Raw genomic sequence first — 25,188 nt, 5'->3', positions numbered from 1 at the left:
CATTCTTTTAAGAATATAAAAAGTAGGCCTACTATTGTTAGGCCTTTATAAAAATATTATTGAAATAGAGGTAGCATCATTAAATACTGGATACTCCACCTTGGAGTCTATTTTAGATTTAAACTAGATTAGTATTAAACTAATAATAGCGCACTCCTTTTCAACTTATCATTCAAACACCTTTTAAATAAAGACTTATCACGCTGAAATTGGCTTTCTCTGTGATTCATATTCATTAAACCGAATCTCGATAATCTCTTCAGAAGTGAAGCCATGTTCCAAAAGATCGATATCGCTCAACTCCGTTGATTCTACTTCTTTGCCATTCAACTCAATTTTCATATTACTCCGCCTTGTAAATGACTTTTAAGATAAACTTATCCCCACTGCCGGAAAGCACTGCTTCAAATGGCGACTTAAGCTGAATGCTGTTTGACGCACCGTTTAAAGTGACGCCTGCATCAGGGATAAAAAGAACGTCGTTCATTAGTCCTTTCAACTCAATGTCTGTTCCTGCTTGCTTACATCCCTCTTCAAGCAGAAGATTGGTAACGGGATTGGTCTTGTTAAAAACAATACGCTTATTCAGATAATCTTTAAGCGTCAAATTAACACTCGTTCCAGCCATAACAAACTCTGACTCAATCTCTCCAATTTCACATTGAAATTTTGCTCGGTCTAACTTTGTAAGGCTTTTTATGTCCGAACCTTCAGGCAAGATGTATTCAGAAATCGAAACTGACTTCTTAGGGAACGTGACTTTCGAAAGTTGACTGGAGTTAGCCACTGTGATTGCGTGTAAAAAGTCTTGGGTAGCGACGACCTGATCAATATCAACTCGCGGGTATCCAACGATTTCTTCGCCCTCGGTTTCAACTCGAAAATAAGGTGGTTCTGAGCACACTAACTTTTTAATGCGAATAGTGTCACCGTAATTCATCGCATCAAAAACAAACACCCTGGTCTCAATCACATTAAAATCTATGATGTTCTTAACACCAACGTTCCTATTGGTTTTTAGACGCATCCAGTTATCTAAGATACATTTGCCTCTAAACACAATGTTATGAGGAATGGATGTAGGACTTTGCTTCTGGAAGTTCATTTCAATGTTGTAACCACCGCAATCATTGACTGTTAGATCATCAATTTCGATATCAATACTTTCTGTTGCTAAGTCAGGTTCCAAATCGATGCCAGCCATTGGATACGTGCCAGATATATGCTCAAAGTGAGCAATACCTTTAATCTTGATGCCCTTCCCTCGAATCACACTCATGCCTTGTCTACGTGAGTAAGCACCATAAGGGTTTTCTATCGTGATATTGGATTTGTTAGTGATGATTAAGTAACTGTCACCCCAACACTTAACCACCCAAGGGTCTTTGATGTAGACGTTCTCTGCGTTGTAGTTAATTCGAATTCCATAACCCCACTCACCTGAGAATCCATCTACTGTATTGTTCGGGTTTAGTGTTGTAATGTGCTCATCTCTATCACCAATGATTCTTGGGTAATAGATCTTTGCGTTAGCCGAATCAATCCAAAGCACACAATAGCGATCAGAATCATTGGGCAATGCCTTTAGCTCAGCATTAGGCTCAAAGTAAAGTCGAGTGCTCTCCCTGGTTTCAATTCCTCTCAAGTCTCGATTTTCTAGAGAGCCTTTGTGCACCGCATTGACCATGTACCGCTTACCAGCACTCAATACAACATTATTGATTTCATCGATGGCGGTCTGGATCTCAATAGTATCGTCTCGAACACCGTCTCCCATGGCGCCCCATCCCTCCGGTCTTGCTTCCATCTTGACCGTCGGGTAGCCATTTCTTCCGCGTAAAATGTTTACATTGGGAGAGACGAACTCAAACGTTTTCAACGAACCATCTTGCTGACGGCATGTCATTGTCGCGGTGCCATAATCGTGGTTATCAACAAAGTTCGTAACCACACCCATCGGTTCATTCCAGGCATGCCAGTAGGTGGTTTCATCCAAAAACACACGGTCAGCGCCATCTGCAATTTGTCCCCAAATACCGGTGGTCAGATCGAGCTGTCTTTTTCCACCGCTTCCTGCTAACTGTCGCTTGCTAGTATGGCTTTTTGTCCATGGAACAGAAGCCACGCCATGCTCAATCCAAAACCCATTGGTAACATCATCTTCAAAGGTTGCCCCAGTTTCAAAAGGTAACTTAGAAGGGTCAGGAAGATGCTCGGAGTAAGAATTTGTACCTTTGGCACCAGTGTAATAACGCTGTAGTCGGTTAGTGACAATTAAATTTGATTGCCAAGCAATCGCATTCTCTGAAATCGCAAAGCGTTTTTGAAACTCGTCGTCTTGCGTAACGAGCTGAGTATCAAATTTAAACTTCGACTCTCGACTTATTTTGGGGAAGCTGTCCCTTTTCCCTGCTGGAGTTGTCACTTCTTTGTCTTGATGTGCAATTTCATCAACGGTTTTGGCTGATGATTCAAGCGTGGAAGTGGCAGCCAGAGTGCGTTGTTCAATATTCTGGGTCATGAATAAACCTCATAAAAAAGCCCAGCGCGAGGGCTGGGCATTGAGTGCTTGAGTTTATGCGTAGGCATCCACGCGAGGGTCGTCTTCGATAGCGGCGCAGCCGACCTCGAGCTCCCCTTTCTGTTTGACTTGTTGCAGGATGCATTTCTTGTACATGGTGTCGGCTTGGCCAAACATGTATTCGCTTGGCTTTTTGCCCTTTTCACCCACAGCGATGATCTTTTCGGTTGGCTCATCGACCAGAATGACAATATCTGGCGCCTCAGTCGGCTCGACTCGGTACGGGCCATGCGTTCCTTTGTTGCCTCGGTTAAACAGCAAATAATGCTGCTTACCTGGTTCCCATTCCAACAGTCCCGAAAGCTGCAGGTATTGATTGCCATCGGCGGCGTTTAGCGTTTCGATCACCTGCCCCGACGCGCCCCAACTCACCGCATCGTGCGCCACCGGAATCACATCACCGTAGTTCGACTCCCATCCATCCATGTCGGTGGTGAAGTCAATGTTGGTGCGGCGGTAGGCTTGCACAGCGGCATGGAATAGCCCTTCCCTTTTGGCCTGCTCTTCGTTGGTGACAAAGTTCAGCTTAAGTGGGTTCGGGTTGTAGCCGTTCTGCCCTGGTAAGGTACACAATAGGGTTTCAGATTTTCGAGACTGAGGATTGAACCACTCGACTTCGACGCCGTCGTAGTCATCTTCCTTGACCATGTCGATGTCGACAGAAAAGCTGTCTGGGGTCATGTTCACGGGTGAGTATGGTTTGCACAGCGTTTCTCTTGGCTCATCGCGCCACATGCTGACCGTGCCAAGCTCGATGCGAGGGTAAGCGCGTCCCGTTTCGAGTAGCCTACGTAGCGCTTCCCAAAACGTGGTCGGTTGGTCAAATAAGCCATCGCACTTATCACCTCGCGATTCCCATTTATCTCGGTAAGCCAGCAAGGTATCTAGGTCAATGGCATCGTCTTCTAGCCCTGCCCCGTACACATCATTGCGGCAAGCATCAATGACCGCATCCGCAATGGAGCGAGTTGGCTCTTCTACATACCTGCCGTCGTCTTGGCGAACAGGCAGGATGCGCGTCGAATCATTCCAGTATTGGCTATTGGCCTGCTGACTGAGCGAGTTGGTGGCTTTGATTTTCAGCGTGATGATGGACTCTTTTTCATTCGTATAGGTTTTCTGAATGACGGACTTCAGCCCCATCCACTGCACTTCATCAAACACTTTAGTCGCTTTGGTGACGGTGCTCAGACGACGACAGCCCACTTCCCAACGCCCTGGTGCGAGTCCCATTTCCTCACTCAGCCAAACGGTGATGCGCTGCGGCGTGTTATCTCCCTTTGTCAGGGTTAACTTATGGGTTTGATAAGCCTGATTCGTGCCCTCTGGCCGCACACGCACTTGCCATTCACACGTTCGAGCGTTGATGTCACCATTCTTGTTCATGGTGCCAAGGCCACGAGGAAAGATAAAATCCAGTCCCACATCAAGCGCGGTCGCATTGCTAGGAACACAAAGAAAGTCACCGACCCATTCAGCTTCTCGATCCCGTTCTAACACCGAAATTTCTGCGCTAGGCGTATCTAAGGTAATAAAGCCATTCCAACTAGGTACTTCTTCCAATGTGATGGAATCCACCAAGGCTAGAGTGCCGTTACTGTCTTTACACACGTAGGTACCATCATTGCCCACCGCCTCATAAATCCGAACATAGACGTTGGTCATAGGATGGAATCGCGTAACTTCAGTACCGCCATCCGGTTTGACCCGAATGCGATTTCCTGCAAGCAAAGCGGTGACAATGTAGGTACCCGAGTTGATCCCTGCGCCCGTGATTATCATCCGATCATTCACCGCTAACGTTCCCCAACCTAATGGGTTTTCAATTTCGTCTGGCAGCTCTTCAGGGTCGATAACGTCACCATCATCGCCCATATCATGAAAGTGGATGTTGCCCTCAAAATAGAGGCTTTCCTGAGTAGTAGAGGTGATAACCACATGCTGGCCTGCATCCCACGGCCACTTATCGCGGCGCAATGTCGACGTGTAATCACCATTGCCTGTGTGAATGCTGTAGTTAGACCACAGCTCAACCACCTTGCCACGAAAACGCGCTTCGTTGCTGCTGGTCTCTGCGACCCAATCCGAGGTCACGCCATCGAGCTTTAAGCCGCCTTGGCCATCGGATGAACCTACCTCTTTGGAGGTCCAGACGATGTGATGGAAATGATCCACCACTTCACCAGGCTTATATTCTCGGATTTCAATGTCGGGGTTATCTGGTTTGATTTCCGTCTCACCAATAACGTGGCGATGGTAAAGAAACTTGCCGATGCCCTGAGAAAAGGTCTGGTAGTAATACTGCTCGTTGTTTTCGTACTCCCACCAATCTGGGGCAATGATGTCAGGGTAATGCGGCATGCGCCCATAACGAACTGGAACGGGGTTGCCAAGTTTTGGCTTGTTGCCTTGGCCATTGTAGTTGTACACCGAGCTGGCCTGCTTGGTGTTCTGGTTGCCGCTCATGTCTGGCATGTTCATGTACATGTAGACAGCAGAGGCCGCTGACAGGGCTAACGCAGCATAGACAAGCCAATCCACACCAAAGCCGATTTTAGGGCGAATACTCACCACATCACGTTCGCTGATGATCACATTGAAATCATCGAGCCGGTTAAAATTTAAAGTGGCATTGAAGGTTTGGTTTGGGAAGTGTTTTTCTAGCCAATCCGACAAGCGAGTGCCAGCATCGACAGTATGAACCTTGCGTTTATCCTTTCGTATCGGATGTTGAAACTCGACAATGTGTGGCATGACGATAAAACTCCACGGTATCAAATCGGCGGCGGAACTGGTTTAACGGTTCAATCTTGACGGTGCAGCCAAGGGTATGGATGACATAACCTGGCATTTGCTCGGCGCTGAATACACCGCAATGCCATTTGCCTTTCCCAGAGGCGGCGACCATACACAGGTGCTCTGGCTTTGGAATGGGTTCGATTAACTGCCCTTGATAGCCATCAATCAGCTCATGGGCGTAGTCTGGTGTGACAAACTGGTCCATATGCTTGGGCAAATTTTCAAGGTGCAAGAAACGCTGCCATGCCTCACGAACAAGCAGGACGCAGCCGTCCACCGGAAAGTGACCATCTGGCAGCGATTTAAAGTAAGCAATCATGGATGGTTTACTCATATGTACATCAACCCTGGGTGCGTAACGTTGTTGTAAATCGGGCGCATGAAGCGTCGGTTGGTCAAATCTTTCCATGAGTTCGTGAGGGTCACGGTCATGGTGGTAATTTTGGCCGAGGACATGGTGAGTCGTATTCGCTTGTTGCGCGGCTTGCTCAAGTCGTCGGTGTCGTATTCGCGGTAAATGCTCACGACTGGAATCACGGGTTCGTGTCGCTTGGCGGTTTCAATCGCCTTAGAGAGCGTGAGGTCGGTATTGGGCGCGGCCACGGTCAGGGCTTCTTGTCCTTTGGTTGCCTTGTCGGGCAACTGAAAAGCAAACTGGCCTGCTGTGAACCACACCCACTCGCCTGACTCAATTCCGGCATGTAGGTCAATTCCGTCCTTCACATAACGCAGCACCCCTCCTGGTAAGGAGGGGTGCTGATATTCAATCGTTGCTATGATCACGTTTGCCTCACTATGGCATTTTGAATACGGCCTCTTCGGCAGCTAACGCGGCCTTTTCGATGCCAGATAAAGTATCTCGGGAAAGTACGCGAGCGGTGTAGCGCTCCAGTTTTAAAGCGCGGAAGGTTTGCACTTTGGCTTTAAGTTCCCATATGGAACCAAAGTCTTTGCGACCACCTTTATAAACGAATGGGGTGTCCTCGCCTGGTGTGGCGGTAAACTGGCACTTATGTACTTCAAGGTCGTAGTCGCCCGTTCGAAGCGGCAAATAGAACCACTCCACGCCTGCTTCCAGTTCATTGAATACCCAGCTCTCGAACACCTCTTTTTGCTCTCCGGTGAACCGGAATGGTAAGACAAATTCAGCAGGGGCTATGCGAGAGCGACGACGCTTGGTGGCCAAGCCCAAATCCATCTTTGAGCTTATGACTGTTTTACCATGTTGATACTGATACCCTTTGGATTTTGGCAACGGCAATATGCCGTTACCAAAATACTTGCACGGGTAAAGGATCACATTCGGGTTCAATTGTGCCAACACTTCAGGTTTGATGGTTGCCATTATTTGAATCCTCCTGGCTGAACGCCAAGCGTTTTAGAGATGTAGCTAAAGTATTTCCCACCACTTTGTGCATCCTTCATCATGATGTTGAGGACTTTGTTCTCGTCATCTATCTCAGCGTGAGTACCAGGCTCAGCTTCATGAATAATGATGGTCCAAGGTTGGGCGTTCGCTCCGCTCCCGTTCGCGGCCATGCGGTTTTGGTAGGCCATGGTTGGGTCGTTGGCAGCAAATGGTTGGCGGTACATTGCCATGGTGGCGCGGTACATTTGGTCAATGCGTCGCGCTGACTCATTGGTGTAGACTCGCTCACCTGCTTTTAACGTCCAGTTTGACTCACTGCGACCTGCGAACATTGGCACTTCTTCAATGCCGTTGTGCGCCATGCCTGCGACAGCTTGCCCCATGATTAAGCCTGCGCTGGCAGCAGCCAAAGTACGAATGACCATTGCTTGACCGACGCCTGCAATTGGACCCAAACCGATAGGCGGTGGAGCCAGTGCAGCCGTAGCGGCAACTTCACCTTGCATATAGACCTGAGCAGCAGCCATGGCTTTTTGCGCAGCGAATGCCGCCTTTTGAATGAACGAGCCTTGTTTGGCGGTTTGTTCAATCAATGATAGGCCTTGCGAAGCTAAGCCAAACTTCATCGAGAGGACGGATTGCTCAATGCGTTTTTCCGTATCGGCTCTCTGTTTGGACGCACGCTCTGCCGCTTTGGTTTTGGCATCTTCTTTTGCGATATAAGCGTCAATTTCTCGCTGAATCGCTTCATCTTGCTTACGCTCAAAATCTTCAAGCTCGGTGTCGTAGAACTCTTTCTCGCGCTCTTTGTACTCCGCTTTAATTGCAGCCAGTGAATCAAAACCACGCTGCTCAATTTCTTGCTCTGAGAGTTTGAGGTTTTCAATATCTTCAAGACGCTGCTCATGCGAAAGCTTTAGTTTTTCGCGTTCGCTGGCGTACTGATTATCTAAAGTGGATAACCTTGCTGCACCAGCGACTTGAAGGCGTTCTAACTTTTTAGACTCTGAATCACTGTTATAACTGTCATCAACATCGTCATTTGCAGGCTTTGAGCTTGGAGGTGTGTAATCAAAATTACTGGACCAACGCTTTTGTTGCTCTACTATCTTGTCGTTTAACTCTTTCAACTCATCACGCTTCATTCCTAAATCGCGTTGAAGGTTAAACCACTCATTCCGACTCTGACCAAACGGGTTAATGCTTGGTAGCTTATTTACATCTACACCTTCGTATTCTTTAAGCTCTTCTTGTAGCTCGATCATCTCACCGAAAATCTCACGGTGCTTCTCTCGCATTGAGGTTCCAGAGAACACATTGAGGGTCGCTGTGGCCATGCCAAACGCTTCAATTTGACTGGTGTAGTCTCGGACTCCCTTGGTCATATTTGAAACGAATGTATTTACATCGTCCATGGCAGGAAGCAGGCTATAAGTAACTTGACGAGAAAGGTTGCCAAATGCCCTGCTCATTTGCATTTCCATGTCGGAAATTTGCTGATCCATCTGTTTGAACTGCTGAATGTCATATTTTGACATTGCAACGTTCAAATCTTTGTAGTGACGCGTTAGTTCATACAATCTTTCGCCTTTGTTTTCCAACAAAGGCATTAGTGCCGATGCATCGTTAGCAATCGACTCTAAGTAAAAGATTTGCTGCTTCATAGGAACATTGGCTTGGTCCATGGCTTCTTTAATCGCAATTAAAGCCTCAGGTCCAGCCATTCTTTGCAGTTCACTTACCGTTAATCCAACTTTTGGCGCAATTTGTTCAAAGAAATCTTTAAACTCACCGCCTCCAGTCGCTGCATAGTCTCCTAATTTATCGTTAACATCCTTTAGGATGTCAGCCATCTTATCGCCTGCAATGCTATATTGCTCTGAAGCATAAGAAAGCTCTTGGATACGTTGCACAGACACTTGGGCAACTGTTGCTTGACGCTCTATTTCCCTTGCTTGCTGCGCACTTTGGCGAACCATGTATGTACTGGCCGCTACTGCTGCACCTACGCCTGCCGTTATCATTCCAGTCAGTTGTAGGGTTGCTGTACCCATTTTTCTAATACTACTTCCAGCTACATTGATTTTTCTTTCAAAGTTAGCTGTTTCATCATTCGCAACTTTGGCTTCTTTGGTGTAGCCACGCAGCATCTTTTTGGCGTAATCCACGTCCTTCTGAAACTTAGCGGTTTCAGTATTGAAGCGGATATTAAAATCAGCTATCTGGGCACTCAATACGGAATCCTCCTGCTGATTCGCTCAATGCCATCAGCTCTTCATCAGTGTATTCGTGGGGTTCTTCGGGCTCGTCGGTCACGGGTAGGAAATCACGGTATGAAACAGGCTCGTCTAACTTCACTCCTGCTGCCATGGCCGTGATATTCCAGTTAGACGCACAACTAACAGCAAAGCGCCAGTTATCCATGTGATGTGAAAAGCCCTGCTCCGAGAAATACTCTCGCCATTCGATGACCGTTTGACAGCTAATGGAAGCCAGCATGGTTCGCCAACAGATATGACCAAACTCGCGAGCAAGGTCTTGGGCGAACCGCCTTTCAGCCCGAATTAAGCTTTTGGGTCGACAGGCTCCAAATCGTCTTCCTGCCCACCGTCTTTTTCTGGCGTTTCTGGCTCAGCACCTTCCTCACTGGATGTTTTTTCATCCGGTAATGGCATACCAGAAAGCTTGGCCACTTCGTCATGAAGCTCTTTGATTTGCTCTTTAGACATGGCCGTCATGATGTACTGATGGCGCTCATCAATATCATCAAGGTCGAAGTTCGTGCCATGAGCCACCAATCGAGCCTGCATGATGAAATTCAAACGGTTCCATTGACGAGTGACCTTCTCCATTTTTTGCAGTTGTGCTTCTTTCTCTTCCTTGCTGGCTTTTTCTGATAACGCTTCAATCGACTCAGGAAAGGTCTGCTCTGAGCAGAAATCCATGAAGTCGTAACGATCCAAACCAGACAACTGAGTGAGGGTGACTTTATCGTCACCCACAGGAACCGTCTTTTGCTTTAGGAATGTAGCCATAGATTAAACGCCCCCTTCAGCAGGCTGCGCTTGTTCAGCCAAAATCATTTCCGCGAGTTTTGGTTTGCCAACGTTTTTGATTTTTAGTGTTCGAGTGATCTTCTCTTTAATCGTTACCGCTTTACCCCATGAGTTAAGGTAACCAGAATACGCATCCACAGTGCCATTCGGGTACTTGGTTCGATATTCGGTAACAGTACCGTTCACTACATCATCAGAAAGTTGTTGTTGACCTGGTTCACCAGGTTTCCAAACTAACGTGATGGTCGTATCACCTGCTGACTTTTGACCCGGAGTGGTCTTTGCCCAGTCCGCATCAGGATCGTCTAGGTAGTTATCTTCTTCATCTTCAACCGTAACTTCACCTGGTTGAATTTCTTTGACGCCGCCTAATTTTTCCCATTTGGCGTCATCAAGGTAATCTGCAGTAGTAAGCAGTTCTTGGTCGTCTTTTTTGCGCCAAAACGAGGTTCCAGCACCTTTGATTGCTTGAGTTGGGTCCGACATGATTAAACCTCTTCGGTGTATTCAATAGTAAATGTTAAAACCGAGGAACCCCATGGAGCCCCCTCTTCGCGTACATAAGAAAAACCCGCTCGATTACATAGACTGAGCAAACCATTAGCGGTGTAGTGACGGTCAATTACGCCCCGAACTTTCTCACTAAAGTTATCTAGGTCGTCATCCAGTTGATTGGTTGCCAAGTCCATAATCTCTACAGCAAGTACCGAGCTCCACACCTCTTCATCAAAATCCTGCCCAGTGGATTCACCATCTAGCAAGTAGACCGAAATAGCTGGAACTTCGAGGTATCCTGTCTCACCGTCATCACTAGCTGTAACTGGCTCACCTCGGCCAGAAAAATAAGCAGCGATAAGGGGTTGCCCTTCACTGTCAATTAGTGCTTTTTCCAAGTCAGAAATGACCTGTTTTCGAATTTGTTTGTTAATTTCCACGCCCTACCTCTCTGCGGATTACAAGCCTGATTTGCTGCCCCATGGAATAAGAAAGCTCTTTCGGCATATCTGTCTTCATGAGCTTTTTGCTATTTGTTTCAAAGGCAGTGGTGATTTCGTTTTTGATGGGAATTGCGCACATCTTGATTGGGTAACGAGCATCACTAGTACGCTGCATAATGTGCCATTTACCATTCTTCAGCTTCTGCAGAAAAGCATTGTCAAACTTATGTTTACCCACTTTTATGGACGTAAAACCAGAAACTTCGCGCTTGGTATAACGTCCATCTTTAGCACGGGTTGCACTTTGCACCTGGTAACGCCCTTTTTTACGCCGAATTTGTGTACGAGCTTCCCCTATGTGAATTGCTGGAATATCGGTACGCCTTACTCGAACATAAGCGACAGGCTGTTTTGGTGAGGCTTTTTTGGATACTCGGGCATAACGTCTGATGACTTTTTGCTGAACCTTGACCGCCTTAGAGGTGTCTTTTACTGAATGGCTAATAGCTCTCTTAGCGATTCGGTTTATTGCCATAGAAGCTGCACTTGGTACCGCTTTTTCGTCTAAAGCACTGAGGTTCTTTACTGCAGTTGCCAACTGGCGGTCTAGTTCATTCATTTCAGATCAAAGCTAATTAAGCCATCATGATACTCAGGTACATCAGCAACCATATGGCTGCGGCCTTTATAGGTAACTTTGTCACCTTTGCGAACCTTCACACCTGATGAACCAGAGATAGACAAACGGGTCACATTGGCAGCCATCATCCCAAATTGATCTTGTGATGTATTTGGAACCACTTTTGCAGACTGACCCGCAATGGTGGCTGACTCTCCGAATGCACCAAATAAAGCAGCATCCATTTCAGCCATAGATTGAGACCAATTACTCATCTTCGTCCTCTTCGACTTCAAGATCGTCTTCTGGAATCCAGACTGCTTTCTTTTGGCCAACCAGAGAACGGGCTTCAGACGGTGTAATGTCGCAGCCTTGCCCCACTTCAAGTGCAGTTTCAGGCTTCAATAATTGACCGCGACAACGAAATGGTTGTGTAACTAAAATTGCTTTAACTGACATTTGTTTCTCCAAATAAAAAGCCACTCGATTGAGTGGCTTAGCTAGTAGTTTTTGGTTGATTAGGCTGCTGGTTTTTTACCTAGGCAGAAAGAAGCAGGATGACGAACCGTTACATCAGCGTCTTGGAATGCAACAACACGCAAGCGACCTTTCGCACTATGAGTGTATGGGTCAATAGTCAGGTCTAGGCCTCCCCACAAACCAATCAGCATTTCGGACCAGACGCCAAACCAATAATCACCGTTGTTGATCTGGTTAGAAATGTGCGTGCCGTAGCCGTTTACAGTGTTACCCCCTTCCCAAATAGGTGAGCCGTTGGTATTAGCAAACTTTTGCGTTGTCTTACAGTGACCACGGCCAGTAGCGTTCATCATGTAAAGCATGGAACCAACATCAGCATTGTCAGCAGTTATCTCTGTTTCCATGTTTACAATTTCTTGGAACGTCGGATTAACCGCAGTGAAATCTACACCGTTCACACCCGTGATGTTTGCTAGACCAAGCGGTTGATCACCACCAGTGCCGTACAAGGCAGCTTTATCAATAGTAAGAGCCAGAGCTTTAGCAATATCCGCACGAGCCAACATCTCAACATCTGGTGAAGACTGCATCAGCATCTTACGAGTCATTTCTACTAGCGCAGCACAAGTACGGTTTTGTAGGCCACGCTCACCAAAGGTGATTTCAGATAAGGTTGCATCTACATCCTCACCAAGCCAATAGCCCGTAGCGCCACCCTCTTGAGTCGGGATAGATAAATCACCGACTAGGCCTGTTAGCGTAGTTGCGTAGTTCATGACTGCTGATTTGTTATAGAGCATATCAATGAAGCTACCCGCCATATGGTCAGTAGCAATCAAATTGCTACCGGAACCACCAGCACTTACTGGCGCAGCTGCACGAAGAACATCGTTAGGTACAATAATACCTTGTGCTTCACGCTTCATTTTATCGGCTGCGGCTTCAGAGGCTTCAAGCTCAAATGCAGCTGCACGACGATACTTTTCATTCGTAGGCTGAGACAAGTAACGCAGAACGTTCAGAAATGAATACTGACGAATTTCATTGTCAGACAAGCCAATGTCTGGGCTGTCTGCAACCGTTGGTGTTGCGCTACGTGCTCCCGCTGGTTGACCGCCATTCTCAGACGCAGCATCAAGTAAGGCGCGTTGGTAATCGGCAGCTGTCTTCTTTTTGTCTCGAAGATAAGGGTTAGGATCAACACCACGACTTCCGTATTGCTCGAACAGGTCTAAAATATCACGCACACGGTTTTGCTCTGCTTCAATACCAGCTTGACGTTCTGTGTTGGACTCCTCAAGAACTTCAATAATCTCAACAATCACATCGTTCTCATCAACTTTTGCACGAACTAAGCGGCCACTGGCATCACGCAGGGTTTTAGTCTTCATATTGGATTCACTCCGGTTTTCAATTTCACGTTCATTTTCTGTTGCGCCAGTTGGGATGATGATCCCCATATCACGCAGGTGGTTTTGGTATTTGGTTGTATCTAAGCTGCGCCCAACACCAACGGAAGGGTCAGCGGGAACCGTGACAAAAGACAGCTCGAACGGCTCCCAATCTGTCACACGATAGGTGCGAACATCATCCGTATCACTTTCAAGAACCATCGCATGGACGATGTAACCAATAGAAACGTGCTTACGAATGCCATCTTTAACGTCCTGCCAAATTTCCTCAGCTCTTGGGCTAGTACCGAACCGAACAACCGCTCGGCCCTTATTCTTTTCGATTCGAGCTGATTCAATGACACCAACTAGATCGTCCCAGTCATGGTTAACCAAGGCAGAAGCACCAGCATCAAAACGTGCCATGCGTACTGCACCAGATGAATGGTCGAGGACTTCATAGCCAAACCAACGCTCAACTGGATATTCGCTAGAGAAAGCCAGTTCAACCGTACGGTTTTCTTCATCCACTGACTCAACCGTGTAGTTTCGATACACAGGTTGACCTGTGACCTGACGAATCAGATCACTCGTCGTCAGTTTCGTCTTCTTCTTGCTCACTTTGATTTACTCCTGCAGGTTGCCCGGTGGCTTTTATTCCCAAAATCTGGGCTATCATTTCGTCTGGAATCCCTTCCGCTCTCATTGCCTTGATGTCCTCTGCATATCCCTTCCAGACATCTACAGGCTCACGACCAGATTCACGTATTGCTTCACCAGGGGACTTACGACCATTTTCTTGAGCTTCGGTAATGGCTTTCTCTTCTTTAAGAGGGTCAATCCATTCCCAACGGCGAGGTTGCCAATCTGCTTCTAGGAATTTGCCTAAGCGGCTAGCTGGGATAGGATTGCCATTTGAGTTAATGACTTTTCCGGCAAGTAATGAATACTGAAGCCAACGTTCATAAACTCGATGGCAAACCGACTCGATGAACCATTCTTGTAACTCTTTCCACCCGTCACGTTCGTCAAGCTTGCCTTGGCGAATTGAACTAAGGTTGACACCTTCTAAGTCATTGGCGTACGTGTTGTAAGCCATACCCTGACCTGTAGCCATTCCTCGCAACATATGCTTTGAGAACGTTGCCGTCTCTGTTGAAGGAAAATCCGGCGAGTAATCAACAGGAGTAAAGCCTGGAGGCAAAGTCACAACCGTATTGGGTTCTAACTCAATCTCTGGCTCTTCAAACTCTTCGGATTCATCCGGTTCATAAACATCAGCGTCTGCTTGAAGTACCAGTGTTTTACTCGCACCCGCTCTGGCGTTTACAACAGAAGCTTCTTCAAACCCAGAAAGGTTACGCATTCGACTTAATGATGTGTGATTCCATGGAATACCACGGAATTGCTCAGGATGCTCTTGGTCATAAACGTGCAGCATGTCTTCAGCAGAAACACGTTCAAACTCTTTACCTCCATGGCGAAATGCTTCAGCCAAAACACCTGCTTTTGTTTCAACTAAGTAAGCAACCAGGCGTCCATAAGGGGTCATTTCGATGCCGTTTCGAATTACGTTTCCGTTTGCTAGTCGGCTTTCGTTGACCTGAATCGGTACTCTTAGAGGGTCTATGAGCTGAATAGCAAATCCCCAGGGACCAGCATGTGGGCCTTCAACGATTCGTATGAACGCTTCACCGCTCCCCACTACCGTATTGAGAATAACGCGCTTGGCTCTGCGCCAATCAAGGCGCCCATCAACGGTACAGTTTTCGCGTCGTCCCCACTTTTTAAAAGCTTTCTCAACGGCAGCATTTCCGTTGGTATCCAATGAACCATCAGGCTCTTTGCCCCGAACTTGAAGAACAATACCTTTATGTCCGAGTACATTTTTACGAACTTCTCGGACAAACCCTCGGGCATAGTCATTGTTACTGATCTGTTCGCGTGAGCGAGCGACTAAAACCGCGAGTTTTTGATCAATCATCTTGCCAATGGGCACAGGTGAAGAATCCCAAGAACTATTGTTTCTGTCTGGATCAGCTGCCGAGAATAGGCTTCGAGAAACAGGGCTCAATTTGACATATGGCGTCTTGCGACGTTTCTTTTTGGCCTCTGGCTTAGCGTTGCGATTAAAAGGATTCCACATCAGCGCATCCTCACTTTATTTACTGTCAGAAGACCTCGGCCAGACTTCTTACGCTTCTCCTGATTCACCCTATTGAGAAATCGCTGCTCTAACTGCAGCAGTTCGCTCAACGGGGTCTTCTCCAGACTACGACCACCAAACGACAGCTTAAGCTGATCAGATGTAGCACGATTGGTTAAGGTAGCCTGAATAGCTGCCAATGCTTTCTCTGCTTCGCTGCGAGGGTCATGTACATCCAATGCTGCCAAGTCTGGCAGTACAGTTAATCGGCTGGTAAGAGGCTGATGTACATCGGTGCCATCAGTTACACGCAACACAACGCTGTATTCTTCTGCGGGCCAGTTCGCTGTTTCGCTTGCTGGTATCGAGAATTGGAACGCATCACCCTCCGGTGTGCCGACAATGTCTGCCTTACCGCATGCGGAACGTAGATAGATAGTGGCTACCCAAGAACTAGCGGGGTAATCTGGATAAGAGAGTTTGAAGTTGACCGACAGACCTGAAGTGATCTTTGTCGGTATTACCATGATTTAGCAAAGTTTCCTTTTCGCCGTACTAAGCGGCGCTTGCGTTTTTTCAACTTAACAGGCTTACGCTCTTCCTCGTCTTCCTGCTCGTCTGCCTCATCGGCTACCGATTCAGGTTGAGTTTCTTCCTCATCATCAATCGGTTTTGGTTTCTTTCGGTCAAGTCGTAGCATTCTGGCCACCATATAGTTCATACCTTCACAGTCGAGAAAGTGGTTGTCTTTACTGACTCGATTCCACTCTCCTTTTTCATCATCAAACTCCTCAGCAACAATCTGCTTACAGTAATCTTCTGAGACATCGGAAGGCAGTAACCAATCACCAACGGTGCCGCGTTTCCAACGGACACGGTTATGTACCCACGCTTTAGCCAAGCTGGCATCAAAGTCCCATCTCTTGTCACCACGCTTTCTAACCTTGCCCTGCTTATCAACTTCAACGCGAGTGACACGAAAAGGTTTGGGAAGCTTCTGCCAACCCATTAACGCTCGTGCACGAGTTTTATGGCGACGAACCCAGGCATAAACCTCATCGGTTCTGTAGCCTGCATCGACACCGCACTGCCTGATTTTTAAGTTCCCCCATTCATGCTCCATCAAGTCATCGAGTTCACTCCATACCTCCGGCTTATCGGTATCCCCCCATAGCTCGCCAAACTCAATCAGGCGTGAGGACATACCATCAACCCAACCGCGTACGATATAAACAAGACGGTTTTTCTGGACATCCACAGTACAAATTAGTGTGTGTACCCCATCAGGAACTTCACCTGATGAGAACGTCGAGCGTAGCTTGTAGACTTCTTCCCATTCAGGAGCATCACCAACAACAGCAAATATTTCTCCAAACCCTGTGTTATAAACAGAGAGTAATTGGTGTGGGTCACCGCTTCTCTGCGCTTGAAGGAGTTTTCTGGCTAGATAGCCATAACTCTTTTTACCGGAGAACGAGCAAAGACCACTCACCCAAATACTGAAGTGGTTGTTGTCCTCCAGTGGATGAAGCATGGAATGAAATGGGACGACGGTCGATTCATAACCCTGTGTAATCAATACAGAGCTGTCGTCGTACTTCTTAGCATATTGCCCAGGAGCAATAGCAACACCTTGAGCGTTCATTACTTTGCGGTGTTTGTCTTCAATCTGTCCCCCACAATGAGGGCAGATTAAACGGGCTTCACGCGATGCAGCTGCGGGAGAGCTTTCATTCTCTGTGCCTTTGCCTGGCCACCAAAGTAGATCACTTCGTGGTATGAAATACTCACCGCAATCTGGGTCAGGGCATGGGACAGCCCATTCATGTCGAGTTCCTTGTTCCCACTCCAACCAAATCGGGCTCGACACTTTGCCTTTTGGTGCAACTGCCCAATGAGTCATCCCTGTTTCAGGGTGTTCATAGGTACTTGCCTTACCATGCGTTGGCGTACTAGTTAGCCCAAGCTTTGAGTCGATATAAGCATCACCACGAGCTTCTGCAATTTCCGCTAATGAGCCCTCACCTGTTGCATTGGTATCAGGACGGTCTAACTCATCAACTAGCGTGATAACCGCAGAATCCGATGCCAATTCAGTTGCCGAACCAGCCCATGCAAAACGCAAAGACACGCCCCCAATACGCTTTTTATGTTTGGGGCTTTTATCATCGTACTTTAACCACAGCGTTGAGCACTCTCGGAACATCTCCATTATTTTGGGCTCAACGACGTTGTTAATGTTCGACTCGGTCGGCCCCACATAGATGATCGGTGCAGGTTGGTCATCAAGGCGCCATCCAATCACGTTTTGCATCGTGGCCGACTTTCCCATCTGCGTTCCCATAACAAAGGTGATTTTTGAATAAGCAGGGTCGGCAAACGCGACACAAACAGGAATCATGTATGGTGTTGAAGTCGTATCAAACGGACCAGGTATTGGCGAACCCGGAGGCATTATTCTATTCTCAGTCGCCCACTGCGCAGCATTCCTCAGCGGCTTCGCTCTGATCATCTCTGCTACGTTTTGCAAGATACTCAGCAACGAACGCACTGAGGTGGTCAGCGGTGGCAGTGCGTATACGTCGAGCTTCTCGATCAATTGTGTTTTTGCATTTGGCGGGTTCATGTTCTGACGCTACCTCTAAAGCTGTTCGAGCCCCTATGCCATCCAGCTCACTACCAAATAAGTTTCCAACCATGTAAAGGAACTGGGCTAACTCTCCCAAATCCATCACTGTTTCTTCGGCCTTTTGAGCTTCAATTTCAGCTTTGCGGCGTTTGGCAGCAGTGAGTAATAAGTCTTCACCGTCTTTGGTGCCAACTTTTGGGCTGCTGTGCTCTTTCTCGTACTGGCCAATTTGCTTTTTAATTTCGCGGTCGATAATCCACTGAATGGCTTTATCTGTTTCAATGATTAGAGGCTTACCTCGTCCACCACCGCCTTGGTGTGGCAAGCCCTCTTTGATGAGGTCACCCACCCACTTCGGTGAGTAACCCATAATTCGAGCAAATTCATTTCGGTTTACTTCAGCCATAGCGACATTCTTCTAGCGTTACGCGTTATGGTTCACTCCCTTCTCGACCCACTCGATAGAAGGGAGTAAAAACCGGACATTAAAATGAGGCGGAATCGGCGAGTCTCAGCCCCGTGGGTTATTGAACCTCTGGGAAGGACCCGCAATCTTTCGCAGCCCTTGTGGGACAAGGCGTGAGTGGGATTTGACTTGAAATTAATTGAACAGCGTTTTTAAACCTAATTTTCACCGTGATTTTCAACCACTCAAAAAACGCTGAAATCAGGCGTTTTTGGGGTCAAAACCAGTAAAACTCCCTTCTACTCCTTTCTCGGTTTTTTAGTCATTTAGACGTCTAAACATCCAAATGAACACCTATCACCACAATTAACAGATTTTCTTAAGAGTTAAATCGGTCAGCGATGCGTGAAGCCTTATCGATTCTAAGCTCACACTAGATGATCATGTTTTAGGATCTTCCCGCGATCTTCCCATGGAAAAAAATAAAGCCCTGCAGATCTAACCAATTGTGATAAGTCTGCAAGGCCTTAAGTTTCAAGGCTTCCGTTGTCGTGTGTATGTAAGCTTGGTCTAAGTCTGACATCTTGTGATTAAGAATGCGTTCACGTACAAACTTATCGACACCTAGGTCAGTCAGCCTAGTGCCAACTAACTTACGGCAATGGTGGCTAGTAAACTCACCCTCACTCCATTCCGCATAAGTACTGTTAGCAGTGTCCTTACAGATAGGTGCATCCCCTTTCGCATTGGGAAATATAAACTTCTGTCCTTCCTTTTGGGTAAGGCGATACTGTTGAAGTAGGTTTCTAATCTGCCAGGTCATCGGTAACATCAAAGCTTCACCGTTCTTGGCATTACAGGCGGGTATCCTCCAGATATTCTCGTCCCAATCGATATGGCTCCATCGAGCTAAGCGGGTTTCACGAATACGTGTCCCGTGAGCTAACTGCATCAACACAAACACCTGCTTTTGCACTGAGTGTGTCTTTAACCTATCAAGTAATTGGCTCACATCATCAGACTGAATTTTCCCCTCGTTAGGTGTGATTTTCTTGCTGATAAAATCAGTAAATACCATCGCAGCCACTGGGTTTGAAGCGATATGCTCTTCTCGATATGCCTGATTAAACGCTGCTTTTAAAATAGCAAAGTAGCCTTTAACCGTTCTAAGTTCATAGCGCTCACGCAGCGGCCAAACCAATAAGTCCTTGATATGGTGCTTCCGAATATTAGCAAGAGGCAACTCCCCAAGAGCTGGTAACAAGTGATTAAAGACCACCGACTTAACGGCACTTTTCCTCTCTGAAGAGATATCCTTGTTCGACTCAATATGCTGCACATACCAGCGCAAGCAATCACTAAAACAGGTCCAGTCTGTAACCACTTGGTCCGTATCCGTCGCCATCCTAGCAATCTTTTGGGGTAACAACTCAAACAGTGCCTTAGCGCTTAGACGAGGCCAAAGTCCAAGCCGTTCCCATTTTGGTTTCCCGTATTTGCCATTGTTCTTGCGCTTATCAATCAACCACCAAGTAGCACTCTCACGAGACTTATGAAAACGCAGCTCCAACGCATACCTTTCATCCCGAAGCCTCGTGACAGTATCACTTTTCAGATAGCTTTTAATTTTCGCATCAGAGATACGTAATCGTACTGTAGTCATAGAGTTAAACCGCTAATCTGTCTCTCCAGTGTCACGCCGCTTCTTCGCCTGTGGCTGACGTTTCCAGTAATGAAGGGGAGTTTCGCCCCTCAGCTTGAGCCTTATTGATTTTCTTTGTGTGCTCTCATGTTAAGGATTAAGCAACGGGTCAGGTTACTTCATGGTCATAGCTAACACAGAGAAACAGCGAGGCACCAACGCATGTCCGTGAAGACATTAGGAATAGGGTCACCACCGTAAGCACTGTTACTAAATGGCCGAAGCCTGGCAATGCTCGACGACATTGCAAATCGTTAACGTCTTTGCTCTTGGTGGTGAAAATGGGGTTACTGTTCTTTACCGAGGTGCTTTTTCACAATATCAATCAAGCGATCGTCTGTGTCGGTCTTGGTGTTTTTGGCATGAGCATCAGCAATCGTGATAAGCAGCTCAGTCACCGATTCAGGGCTAAGTAGCTTTGCAGCCCAGTAACCAAGCAAGCTTTTAAAGAAGGTAAACAAGAAAACTTTCATAGTATTAGCTCCAATAAAAAAGCGGCCGTTATAGGCCGCTTCTAATTCAGTATGTCTTTCGGGAATTTATCGATGAAGTCGGAGACCTCTCCTGCTCCTTTATGTGTGTTGTAATACGTTTTCCAATATCGTGCCAAGGCAGGAATATCACCTGGACTAGGTAAAGACTTAGGAACACGCAAGTAATGCACTCGGCACATCGCCACCGCATAAGCTAAGTTAGTGATAAGTTCCTGTGCTGTACCTTCTTTTACAAGCTGGCTTACCTTTTCTTTCAACTCAGTACGATAAGCCAAATAGTTTTGCCAAATATCGTCATGAGTGGCAGGTTCCATCTGCACAATACCTAGAGCCGGACCATTACCAATTTGCTTGAGGTATTTGGCTCGGCTCTCAACAAAGATAGTGCCGACAACCAATTGCTCTGCCGATGTACTATACAAGCCAAGCAGCTTTAAAGTCGGCCTAACGACTAATTCGGTCAGTTGCTTTGCATCCATCTATTTTCTTCCCCTGTTTACGCTTGTCGAAATGAACCCAGATATCAAAAATTAGCCTCGCAATTACAACGACAAGACCACCAATGGAAATTAAATTGGCAATGGTGATATCGGGGCTACTGGTAGCCAATTCACTGGATTGCTGGGCCTTAGCCGCCACAGTTTCGCTGAATACGCTGACACCAGTACCGCCACAATACGCGATTAGCCTACCTTTCCATTCATGGAGGTTTTCAAGAAATGTCTTAACCATGTGGAACTCTTAGAAACAAAAAAGCACCCGAAGGTGCTCCAACACAGTTTTGTTGAGATATAAAAAAACCCCGCCGAATGGGCGAGGTTTTGCACAATGGAAAGATTGCGCCATTTAGGGGTGAATGTCAAGGCTCACCCAAAGATTATATACTACAGTATTTGTTCTTAAATGATGAAACATCATCAAGTATTCTTTCGTAACACCTGTTGTCTTTCGGAAAATCTCGCCCAATTATTAGTTCATCTATTTTCGTTTGCTTTTTCATATACTCTTGAATGAACTTCCCAGCCTTTTTACCATCACCTTCGAAAGCCTTTGAGATCTTATCAACTTTCTTTTTACTCAGCAGGCTAGTAACTTCTTTAGAGAGCTCACTCATTTTTGACTCAAAATTGTGCCCTCTAATAAAAAAGTGAATTGAATTACTAAATATACCGAGCTCTTCTAGAAGTTCTTTTTGCGGTGCTGATAAAGCATAATTAAACTCGTTAGCTATAACTCCATTCAATGAAATTTTATTAACTAAAACATTAGCGGACTCACTATCCTTAGAAAAGAGGTGGTAACAAAAAGTCTCATAGTACTCTTGAGACCAACCCTCAACTGCCTGTATCAAACATGGTATACCTACACCATCAGGTTTCCGGCTAAGAGTTGCACGACAACATTCTTCAAACAGGCCTCTAGGCTGATAATAGTAATTTTCAATTGAATAAGCGTAAGTCTGAAAACAGAATTCATTTCTGTAAAGTTCTTGATTTAAGCCGAATATATTATCGTAATCACTATCGATACATACCAAATTATATCGACCTAGGGTAATCCGTTCTTCTGATATAGCTTTTAGTAATGTCGACTTTCCATTTGCCTTACCCTCACAGCAAACAGCTTCCACAGCTATACCATCAATACCAGCCTGTTCAAAAACTCCGCCCCAAAAATAGCAATCATCAAAACCTTCTACAAAAGCAGTGACCTGGGGGGGCTCACCAAAGGCCGCTTGGGATTCCTCTAAATCATCATCAAATTCAAAATCAGGGACATTTTGTTCTACGTTCATACTAAATAGTTAGCTCCAAACAATTATGCAACCAACCATTCTTAACCAAACTAGGAGAATGAGTAGTAATAATAAACTGATTGTCTGGTGCAATATTAGATAAATCTCTAATTAAATTTTTCTGCCATTTTACATGGAAGGAAATTTCCGGCTCATCAAGTAAAAATACTGCCACCCTATCTTTGTAGTAGTAAACAGATAAAAATAGGTATATTAGAGTTTTCTCACCTCTAGACAAAAGTTGCCAAGAAACAAGCTCCTCTTCACCATTGTTTAATACATTTGCTAAGGTAATTTTATCATAAGCATCACGCGCTATTCTTTTATTGGTAGCTTCAAAATATTCATTAATTTTGTCGAGTACATCGTCGAGTTCTTTTTGCTGACGAGCTATAGATAAATAACTTTTTGAGGCCATTAATTTATCTAAAAAGTCTTTATCACCTTCTCCTTTAACACGATTAATCTCTTGAACAAAAAGCTTATTCAAATGTGCTTCTCGAGCTTGGACAGCGCTTCTGCAATAAGCAAAACGTTCATCTATAGAACTACTGTAAACATTCCAGAACATAGTATTGGTTTCAATGTCATAATTTTTCAAATTATGCATGGATAAACGATCTTCTTGGAATAGAAAAGCTAGTGGTTTTTTAGAAGACAAAGAATCAATAAATTCGTGACTATCAGAAGAATCTTGAAAAATATCCTCTGAATTCCTGTATGACTTCTTCCACATTTCACCAGTATTCTTACTCTCATAAGATAAAAATGCAGAGGTAACATCATCGCCTATACTTTCGTACAATGACTGAGCCTGTCTTAATAGCTCTATATCATGGAAATGTCTATTATCTATTAACTCATCAATCTCCTCAAATATTGTAGAGTTTCCTTCAATTTGAGGAATAATAAGGGTCGCAATTTGACTATCGTTTATTAACGTTAATTCCGAAGACCAAAACCTATATTTTGATGTAGCTGGCTTTCCTAAAGACTGGGGGGTTGGATTTAAACTATCAAAAAGCACGTTTAGAATAGAACTTTTACCTGTTCCATTTATTCCTGTAAGAAAAGTCACACGGTTTTTGAAAGGTATAGAGATCTCCTCTTTACCCCATAAGTTTAAAATTTCGATTTTTTTAACATGTAACTGTTTTAAATCTATTTCCACTTTTCTAACACTCTATATAAGTGATATATCTATCACAACAACCGAGCGATAGACTCGATTGTACTTTTGCGCATAACGCCAAACTAAGGTGCGGGCAACACAAGCACCAAACTAAATCCATTGTGCCATAAACACTTGAGTCAACTCAAACGAAAACACATGTAAATGATAATCATTCCCAAATAAATATTGCCAAAATGGTATTTTCTTTATTTTTCAATACCATACAAAAAAAAACACTAAATCACTATCCGTAGTTGCACATTTTCAACACGGTTAGGAAAAATAACAACTATCCAAACTCTATCCACCTAATCTCTTTCCACGGTTTCATAGGAGTTTTCTACTTTGACTGAACGCTTCCAAGTAACAATCAACTGTACGAGCGTTTTCATTTACTAGAAAGTGCTAAAGCCACGATGTGCTCAATCAAAATTGACCTATCAATTCATCTACTTCAAGTTTGGTAAAGCATATTTGTGACCTTTACTTAAATATCATTACAAAGCCTTGATAAGATTGTTAGCACAAGGGTAAGAACTGTAGATTGTTCATATCCCGATGCGTAATCCCGTTTATTAACAATAGACAGCCAAGCTAAACTTTCGTTAGTGGGATGGCGCTAGTGTTTGAACACCCAGAAAGTACTAATAAAGCGGCCAGTGCAACTAGAGATTTAAAACTGCGAAAGTATTACAAATTGGTCGTCCATAGCTTCATACAAGTCATCGAATGTATAGCAGGCAATGTGCTTGCTATCGACTAATAACCTTTCCACTCGAGCATCAAAGCGCTCCTGACAATCACCAAGTTTCAACCCATCTCTGCGGCCAATGATAAGAGCGCCGTTGTACTTAATGGAGTAGTGTCCAAACTCAGACTGCATGTTTGGAGTCTTATCGTTAACTGCGAGGTGCAGGTACCAGTCGATAACTTGGCTATATCCGTGTTCAAATCGGCTAGCCCACGGATACGTTGATGTTTTCTTGTTGACTCTTTGGTTAAAAATTGAATTTAGCTTCGCGTCCTCAAACTCAATAAACGAAAATGTTTTTTGATTCTTATCCGCGACAACAAAGTCTGCACGATACTTCCCAAGAATAGGCAACTCTTCGTTAAACATTGATGGGGCATCAACACCAACGACCCTACCCATCAATAGCACAAGCTGATCTCTGTCCTTAAAAAACTGAAGTAACTCGGTTTCTGAAAGCTCAGGTTTTGAGTTAAGAAGCTCATTAAATTCATCAAGTTCTTTGCGACACTGCTGGCTTTCCAATTGCCCACTTTTCATGAGAATCATTTATTAGACCTCATCACTGTGGACACATTACTTTCCTGCACGATATCTACAATCCTCGTAGTGCCATCCTGCTTTGCATAAACGAGCCAATATCCTTTACCTAACGCACTCCGAAATAGTCTTTGTTTCTTAGACAAAGTAATAGGCTTTAGAGACCTCTCATTATCGGACTTCAGCCAGTCTACCGCGCGGCGAGCTTTCACTCGTACATCACGAGGAATAGATTCCATCGCAGACATTGCTTTTGGAGTGACTTTTACCATCTGAGACACAATATTCCCCCTAATGTTATCGCGTAAGTCATTGTTA

27 protein-coding genes are annotated in these 25,188 nt (G+C 45.4%); all 27 read right to left on the bottom strand.

Annotation, left to right across the window (positions count from 1 at the left end):
• Positions 1–198: 198 nt before the first annotated feature.
• Complete coding sequence (locus R7R78_RS00855) at positions 199–342, bottom strand: hypothetical protein (protein WP_165615995.1); 144 nt, start codon at positions 340–342, stop codon at positions 199–201.
• A 1-nt stretch (position 343) separates the two neighbouring features.
• The gene (locus R7R78_RS00850) at positions 344–2,521 is read right to left on the bottom strand and encodes a hypothetical protein (protein WP_225472826.1); all 2,178 of its coding nucleotides are present in this window, start codon (positions 2,519–2,521) and stop codon (positions 344–346) included.
• Positions 2,522–2,575: 54 nt separating this feature from the next.
• Positions 2,576–5,335: a host specificity factor TipJ family phage tail protein gene (locus R7R78_RS00845; protein ID WP_225472824.1), complete on the bottom strand. Its 2,760-nt coding sequence runs from the start codon at positions 5,333–5,335 to the stop codon at positions 2,576–2,578.
• Positions 5,292–5,714, bottom strand: coding sequence for a hypothetical protein (locus R7R78_RS00840; RefSeq protein WP_225472822.1), 423 nt, complete (start codon positions 5,712–5,714; stop codon positions 5,292–5,294). The genes R7R78_RS00845 and R7R78_RS00840 overlap by 44 nt, the downstream gene beginning before the upstream one ends.
• On the bottom strand, positions 5,711–6,163 hold the full coding sequence (locus tag R7R78_RS00835; RefSeq protein WP_225472820.1) for a DUF1833 family protein: 453 nt from the start codon (positions 6,161–6,163) through the stop codon (positions 5,711–5,713). The genes R7R78_RS00840 and R7R78_RS00835 overlap by 4 nt, the downstream gene beginning before the upstream one ends.
• A gap of 10 nt (positions 6,164–6,173) precedes the next feature.
• Positions 6,174–6,725 (bottom strand): hypothetical protein, encoded by a 552-nt coding sequence (locus R7R78_RS00830; protein ID WP_213892147.1) that lies wholly within the window; start codon positions 6,723–6,725, stop codon positions 6,174–6,176.
• Positions 6,725–8,983 (bottom strand): hypothetical protein, encoded by a 2,259-nt coding sequence (locus R7R78_RS00825; protein WP_225472819.1) that lies wholly within the window; start codon positions 8,981–8,983, stop codon positions 6,725–6,727. Before R7R78_RS00825 ends, R7R78_RS00830 begins: the two co-directional genes overlap by 1 nt.
• On the bottom strand, positions 8,964–9,248 hold the full coding sequence (locus R7R78_RS00820; RefSeq protein ID WP_025500496.1) for a phage tail protein: 285 nt from the start codon (positions 9,246–9,248) through the stop codon (positions 8,964–8,966). The genes R7R78_RS00825 and R7R78_RS00820 overlap by 20 nt, the downstream gene beginning before the upstream one ends.
• Positions 9,249–9,313: 65 nt before the next feature.
• A complete protein-coding gene (locus R7R78_RS00815) occupies positions 9,314–9,784 on the bottom strand; it encodes a phage minor tail protein domain-containing protein (protein ID WP_225472818.1) in 471 nt (156 codons plus the stop codon).
• Between the two features lie 3 nt (positions 9,785–9,787).
• Positions 9,788–10,291 carry a phage tail tube protein gene (locus R7R78_RS00810; RefSeq protein WP_140390455.1) on the bottom strand — a complete coding sequence of 168 codons (504 nt, stop codon included), beginning with the start codon at positions 10,289–10,291 and terminating at the stop codon, positions 9,788–9,790.
• 2 nt (positions 10,292–10,293) lie between these two features.
• Complete coding sequence (gene gpU, locus R7R78_RS00805; protein ID WP_025766786.1) at positions 10,294–10,740, bottom strand: phage tail terminator protein; 447 nt, start codon at positions 10,738–10,740, stop codon at positions 10,294–10,296.
• Positions 10,730–11,362 carry a phage tail protein gene (locus tag R7R78_RS00800; protein WP_031812305.1) on the bottom strand — a complete coding sequence of 211 codons (633 nt, stop codon included), beginning with the start codon at positions 11,360–11,362 and terminating at the stop codon, positions 10,730–10,732. Before R7R78_RS00800 ends, gpU begins: the two co-directional genes overlap by 11 nt.
• Entirely contained in the window at positions 11,359–11,637 is a 279-nt protein-coding gene (locus R7R78_RS00795) for an ATP-binding sugar transporter from pro-phage family protein (protein ID WP_029822210.1), read from the bottom strand. Before R7R78_RS00795 ends, R7R78_RS00800 begins: the two co-directional genes overlap by 4 nt.
• Positions 11,630–11,821 (bottom strand): hypothetical protein, encoded by a 192-nt coding sequence (locus R7R78_RS00790; protein WP_025632827.1) that lies wholly within the window; start codon positions 11,819–11,821, stop codon positions 11,630–11,632. Before R7R78_RS00790 ends, R7R78_RS00795 begins: the two co-directional genes overlap by 8 nt.
• 59 nt (positions 11,822–11,880) lie before the next feature.
• On the bottom strand, positions 11,881–13,854 hold the full coding sequence (locus R7R78_RS00785; protein WP_083151000.1) for a phage major capsid protein: 1,974 nt from the start codon (positions 13,852–13,854) through the stop codon (positions 11,881–11,883).
• Positions 13,820–15,379 (bottom strand): phage portal protein, encoded by a 1,560-nt coding sequence (locus R7R78_RS00780; protein ID WP_225472817.1) that lies wholly within the window; start codon positions 15,377–15,379, stop codon positions 13,820–13,822. The genes R7R78_RS00785 and R7R78_RS00780 overlap by 35 nt, the downstream gene beginning before the upstream one ends.
• Positions 15,379–15,906, bottom strand: a complete 528-nt coding sequence (locus tag R7R78_RS00775; protein WP_225472816.1) for a hypothetical protein — start codon at positions 15,904–15,906, stop codon at positions 15,379–15,381. The genes R7R78_RS00780 and R7R78_RS00775 overlap by 1 nt, the downstream gene beginning before the upstream one ends.
• The gene (locus tag R7R78_RS00770) at positions 15,900–17,834 is read right to left on the bottom strand and encodes a terminase gpA endonuclease subunit (protein ID WP_225472815.1); all 1,935 of its coding nucleotides are present in this window, start codon (positions 17,832–17,834) and stop codon (positions 15,900–15,902) included. Before R7R78_RS00770 ends, R7R78_RS00775 begins: the two co-directional genes overlap by 7 nt.
• Before the next feature lie 10 nt (positions 17,835–17,844).
• Positions 17,845–18,414 carry a terminase small subunit gene (locus tag R7R78_RS00765; protein ID WP_064368144.1) on the bottom strand — a complete coding sequence of 190 codons (570 nt, stop codon included), beginning with the start codon at positions 18,412–18,414 and terminating at the stop codon, positions 17,845–17,847.
• A gap of 448 nt (positions 18,415–18,862) precedes the next feature.
• On the bottom strand, positions 18,863–20,077 hold the full coding sequence (locus R7R78_RS00760; RefSeq protein WP_225472814.1) for a tyrosine-type recombinase/integrase: 1,215 nt from the start codon (positions 20,075–20,077) through the stop codon (positions 18,863–18,865).
• A gap of 326 nt (positions 20,078–20,403) precedes the next feature.
• On the bottom strand, positions 20,404–20,589 hold the full coding sequence (locus R7R78_RS00755; protein ID WP_025766795.1) for a hypothetical protein: 186 nt from the start codon (positions 20,587–20,589) through the stop codon (positions 20,404–20,406).
• 41 nt (positions 20,590–20,630) lie between these two features.
• Positions 20,631–21,089, bottom strand: coding sequence for a hypothetical protein (locus R7R78_RS00750; RefSeq protein ID WP_029822217.1), 459 nt, complete (start codon positions 21,087–21,089; stop codon positions 20,631–20,633).
• Positions 21,055–21,342, bottom strand: coding sequence for a hypothetical protein (locus tag R7R78_RS00745; RefSeq protein WP_029822218.1), 288 nt, complete (start codon positions 21,340–21,342; stop codon positions 21,055–21,057). Before R7R78_RS00745 ends, R7R78_RS00750 begins: the two co-directional genes overlap by 35 nt.
• A gap of 145 nt (positions 21,343–21,487) precedes the next feature.
• Positions 21,488–22,405 carry a DUF4435 domain-containing protein gene (locus tag R7R78_RS00740; protein ID WP_225472813.1) on the bottom strand — a complete coding sequence of 306 codons (918 nt, stop codon included), beginning with the start codon at positions 22,403–22,405 and terminating at the stop codon, positions 21,488–21,490.
• A 1-nt stretch (position 22,406) separates the two neighbouring features.
• On the bottom strand, positions 22,407–23,576 hold the full coding sequence (locus tag R7R78_RS00735; protein WP_225472812.1) for an AAA family ATPase: 1,170 nt from the start codon (positions 23,574–23,576) through the stop codon (positions 22,407–22,409).
• Between the two features lie 676 nt (positions 23,577–24,252).
• Positions 24,253–24,879, bottom strand: coding sequence for a Shedu anti-phage system protein SduA domain-containing protein (locus tag R7R78_RS00730; protein ID WP_225472811.1), 627 nt, complete (start codon positions 24,877–24,879; stop codon positions 24,253–24,255).
• Positions 24,876–25,151, bottom strand: coding sequence for a hypothetical protein (locus tag R7R78_RS00725; protein ID WP_206946621.1), 276 nt, complete (start codon positions 25,149–25,151; stop codon positions 24,876–24,878). Before R7R78_RS00725 ends, R7R78_RS00730 begins: the two co-directional genes overlap by 4 nt.
• Between the last annotated feature and the right edge of the window lie 37 nt (positions 25,152–25,188).

Source organism: Vibrio sp. 2134-1 (assembly GCF_033339495.1).
The sequence above is the reverse complement of the archived record's forward strand: the minus strand, read 5'-3'. Positions and strand labels throughout refer to the sequence as shown.

Bases quoted from the DNA above. Each gene is read 5' to 3' on its own strand.
- R7R78_RS00855 (WP_165615995.1), bottom strand. From the start codon at position 342: ATGAAAATTGAGTTGAATGGCAAAGAAGTAGAATCAACGGAGTTGAGC.
- R7R78_RS00850 (WP_225472826.1), bottom strand. From the start codon at position 2,521: ATGACCCAGAATATTGAACAACGCACTCTGGCTGCCACTTCCACGCTT.
- R7R78_RS00845 (WP_225472824.1), bottom strand. From the start codon at position 5,335: ATGCCACACATTGTCGAGTTTCAACATCCGATACGAAAGGATAAACGC.
- R7R78_RS00840 (WP_225472822.1), bottom strand. From the start codon at position 5,714: ATGAGTAAACCATCCATGATTGCTTACTTTAAATCGCTGCCAGATGGT.
- R7R78_RS00830 (WP_213892147.1), bottom strand. From the start codon at position 6,725: ATGGCAACCATCAAACCTGAAGTGTTGGCACAATTGAACCCGAATGTG.
- R7R78_RS00820 (WP_025500496.1), bottom strand. From the start codon at position 9,248: ATGCTGGCTTCCATTAGCTGTCAAACGGTCATCGAATGGCGAGAGTAT.
- R7R78_RS00815 (WP_225472818.1), bottom strand. From the start codon at position 9,784: ATGGCTACATTCCTAAAGCAAAAGACGGTTCCTGTGGGTGACGATAAA.
- R7R78_RS00810 (WP_140390455.1), bottom strand. From the start codon at position 10,291: ATGTCGGACCCAACTCAAGCAATCAAAGGTGCTGGAACCTCGTTTTGG.
- R7R78_RS00800 (WP_031812305.1), bottom strand. From the start codon at position 11,362: ATGAATGAACTAGACCGCCAGTTGGCAACTGCAGTAAAGAACCTCAGT.
- R7R78_RS00795 (WP_029822210.1), bottom strand. From the start codon at position 11,637: ATGAGTAATTGGTCTCAATCTATGGCTGAAATGGATGCTGCTTTATTT.
- R7R78_RS00790 (WP_025632827.1), bottom strand. From the start codon at position 11,821: ATGTCAGTTAAAGCAATTTTAGTTACACAACCATTTCGTTGTCGCGGT.
- R7R78_RS00780 (WP_225472817.1), bottom strand. From the start codon at position 15,379: ATGTGGAATCCTTTTAATCGCAACGCTAAGCCAGAGGCCAAAAAGAAA.
- R7R78_RS00775 (WP_225472816.1), bottom strand. From the start codon at position 15,906: ATGGTAATACCGACAAAGATCACTTCAGGTCTGTCGGTCAACTTCAAA.
- R7R78_RS00770 (WP_225472815.1), bottom strand. From the start codon at position 17,834: ATGCCTCCGGGTTCGCCAATACCTGGTCCGTTTGATACGACTTCAACA.
- R7R78_RS00765 (WP_064368144.1), bottom strand. From the start codon at position 18,414: ATGGCTGAAGTAAACCGAAATGAATTTGCTCGAATTATGGGTTACTCA.
- R7R78_RS00760 (WP_225472814.1), bottom strand. From the start codon at position 20,077: ATGACTACAGTACGATTACGTATCTCTGATGCGAAAATTAAAAGCTAT.
- R7R78_RS00755 (WP_025766795.1), bottom strand. From the start codon at position 20,589: ATGAAAGTTTTCTTGTTTACCTTCTTTAAAAGCTTGCTTGGTTACTGG.
- R7R78_RS00750 (WP_029822217.1), bottom strand. From the start codon at position 21,089: ATGGATGCAAAGCAACTGACCGAATTAGTCGTTAGGCCGACTTTAAAG.
- R7R78_RS00745 (WP_029822218.1), bottom strand. From the start codon at position 21,342: ATGGTTAAGACATTTCTTGAAAACCTCCATGAATGGAAAGGTAGGCTA.
- R7R78_RS00740 (WP_225472813.1), bottom strand. From the start codon at position 22,405: ATGAACGTAGAACAAAATGTCCCTGATTTTGAATTTGATGATGATTTA.
- R7R78_RS00730 (WP_225472811.1), bottom strand. From the start codon at position 24,879: ATGATTCTCATGAAAAGTGGGCAATTGGAAAGCCAGCAGTGTCGCAAA.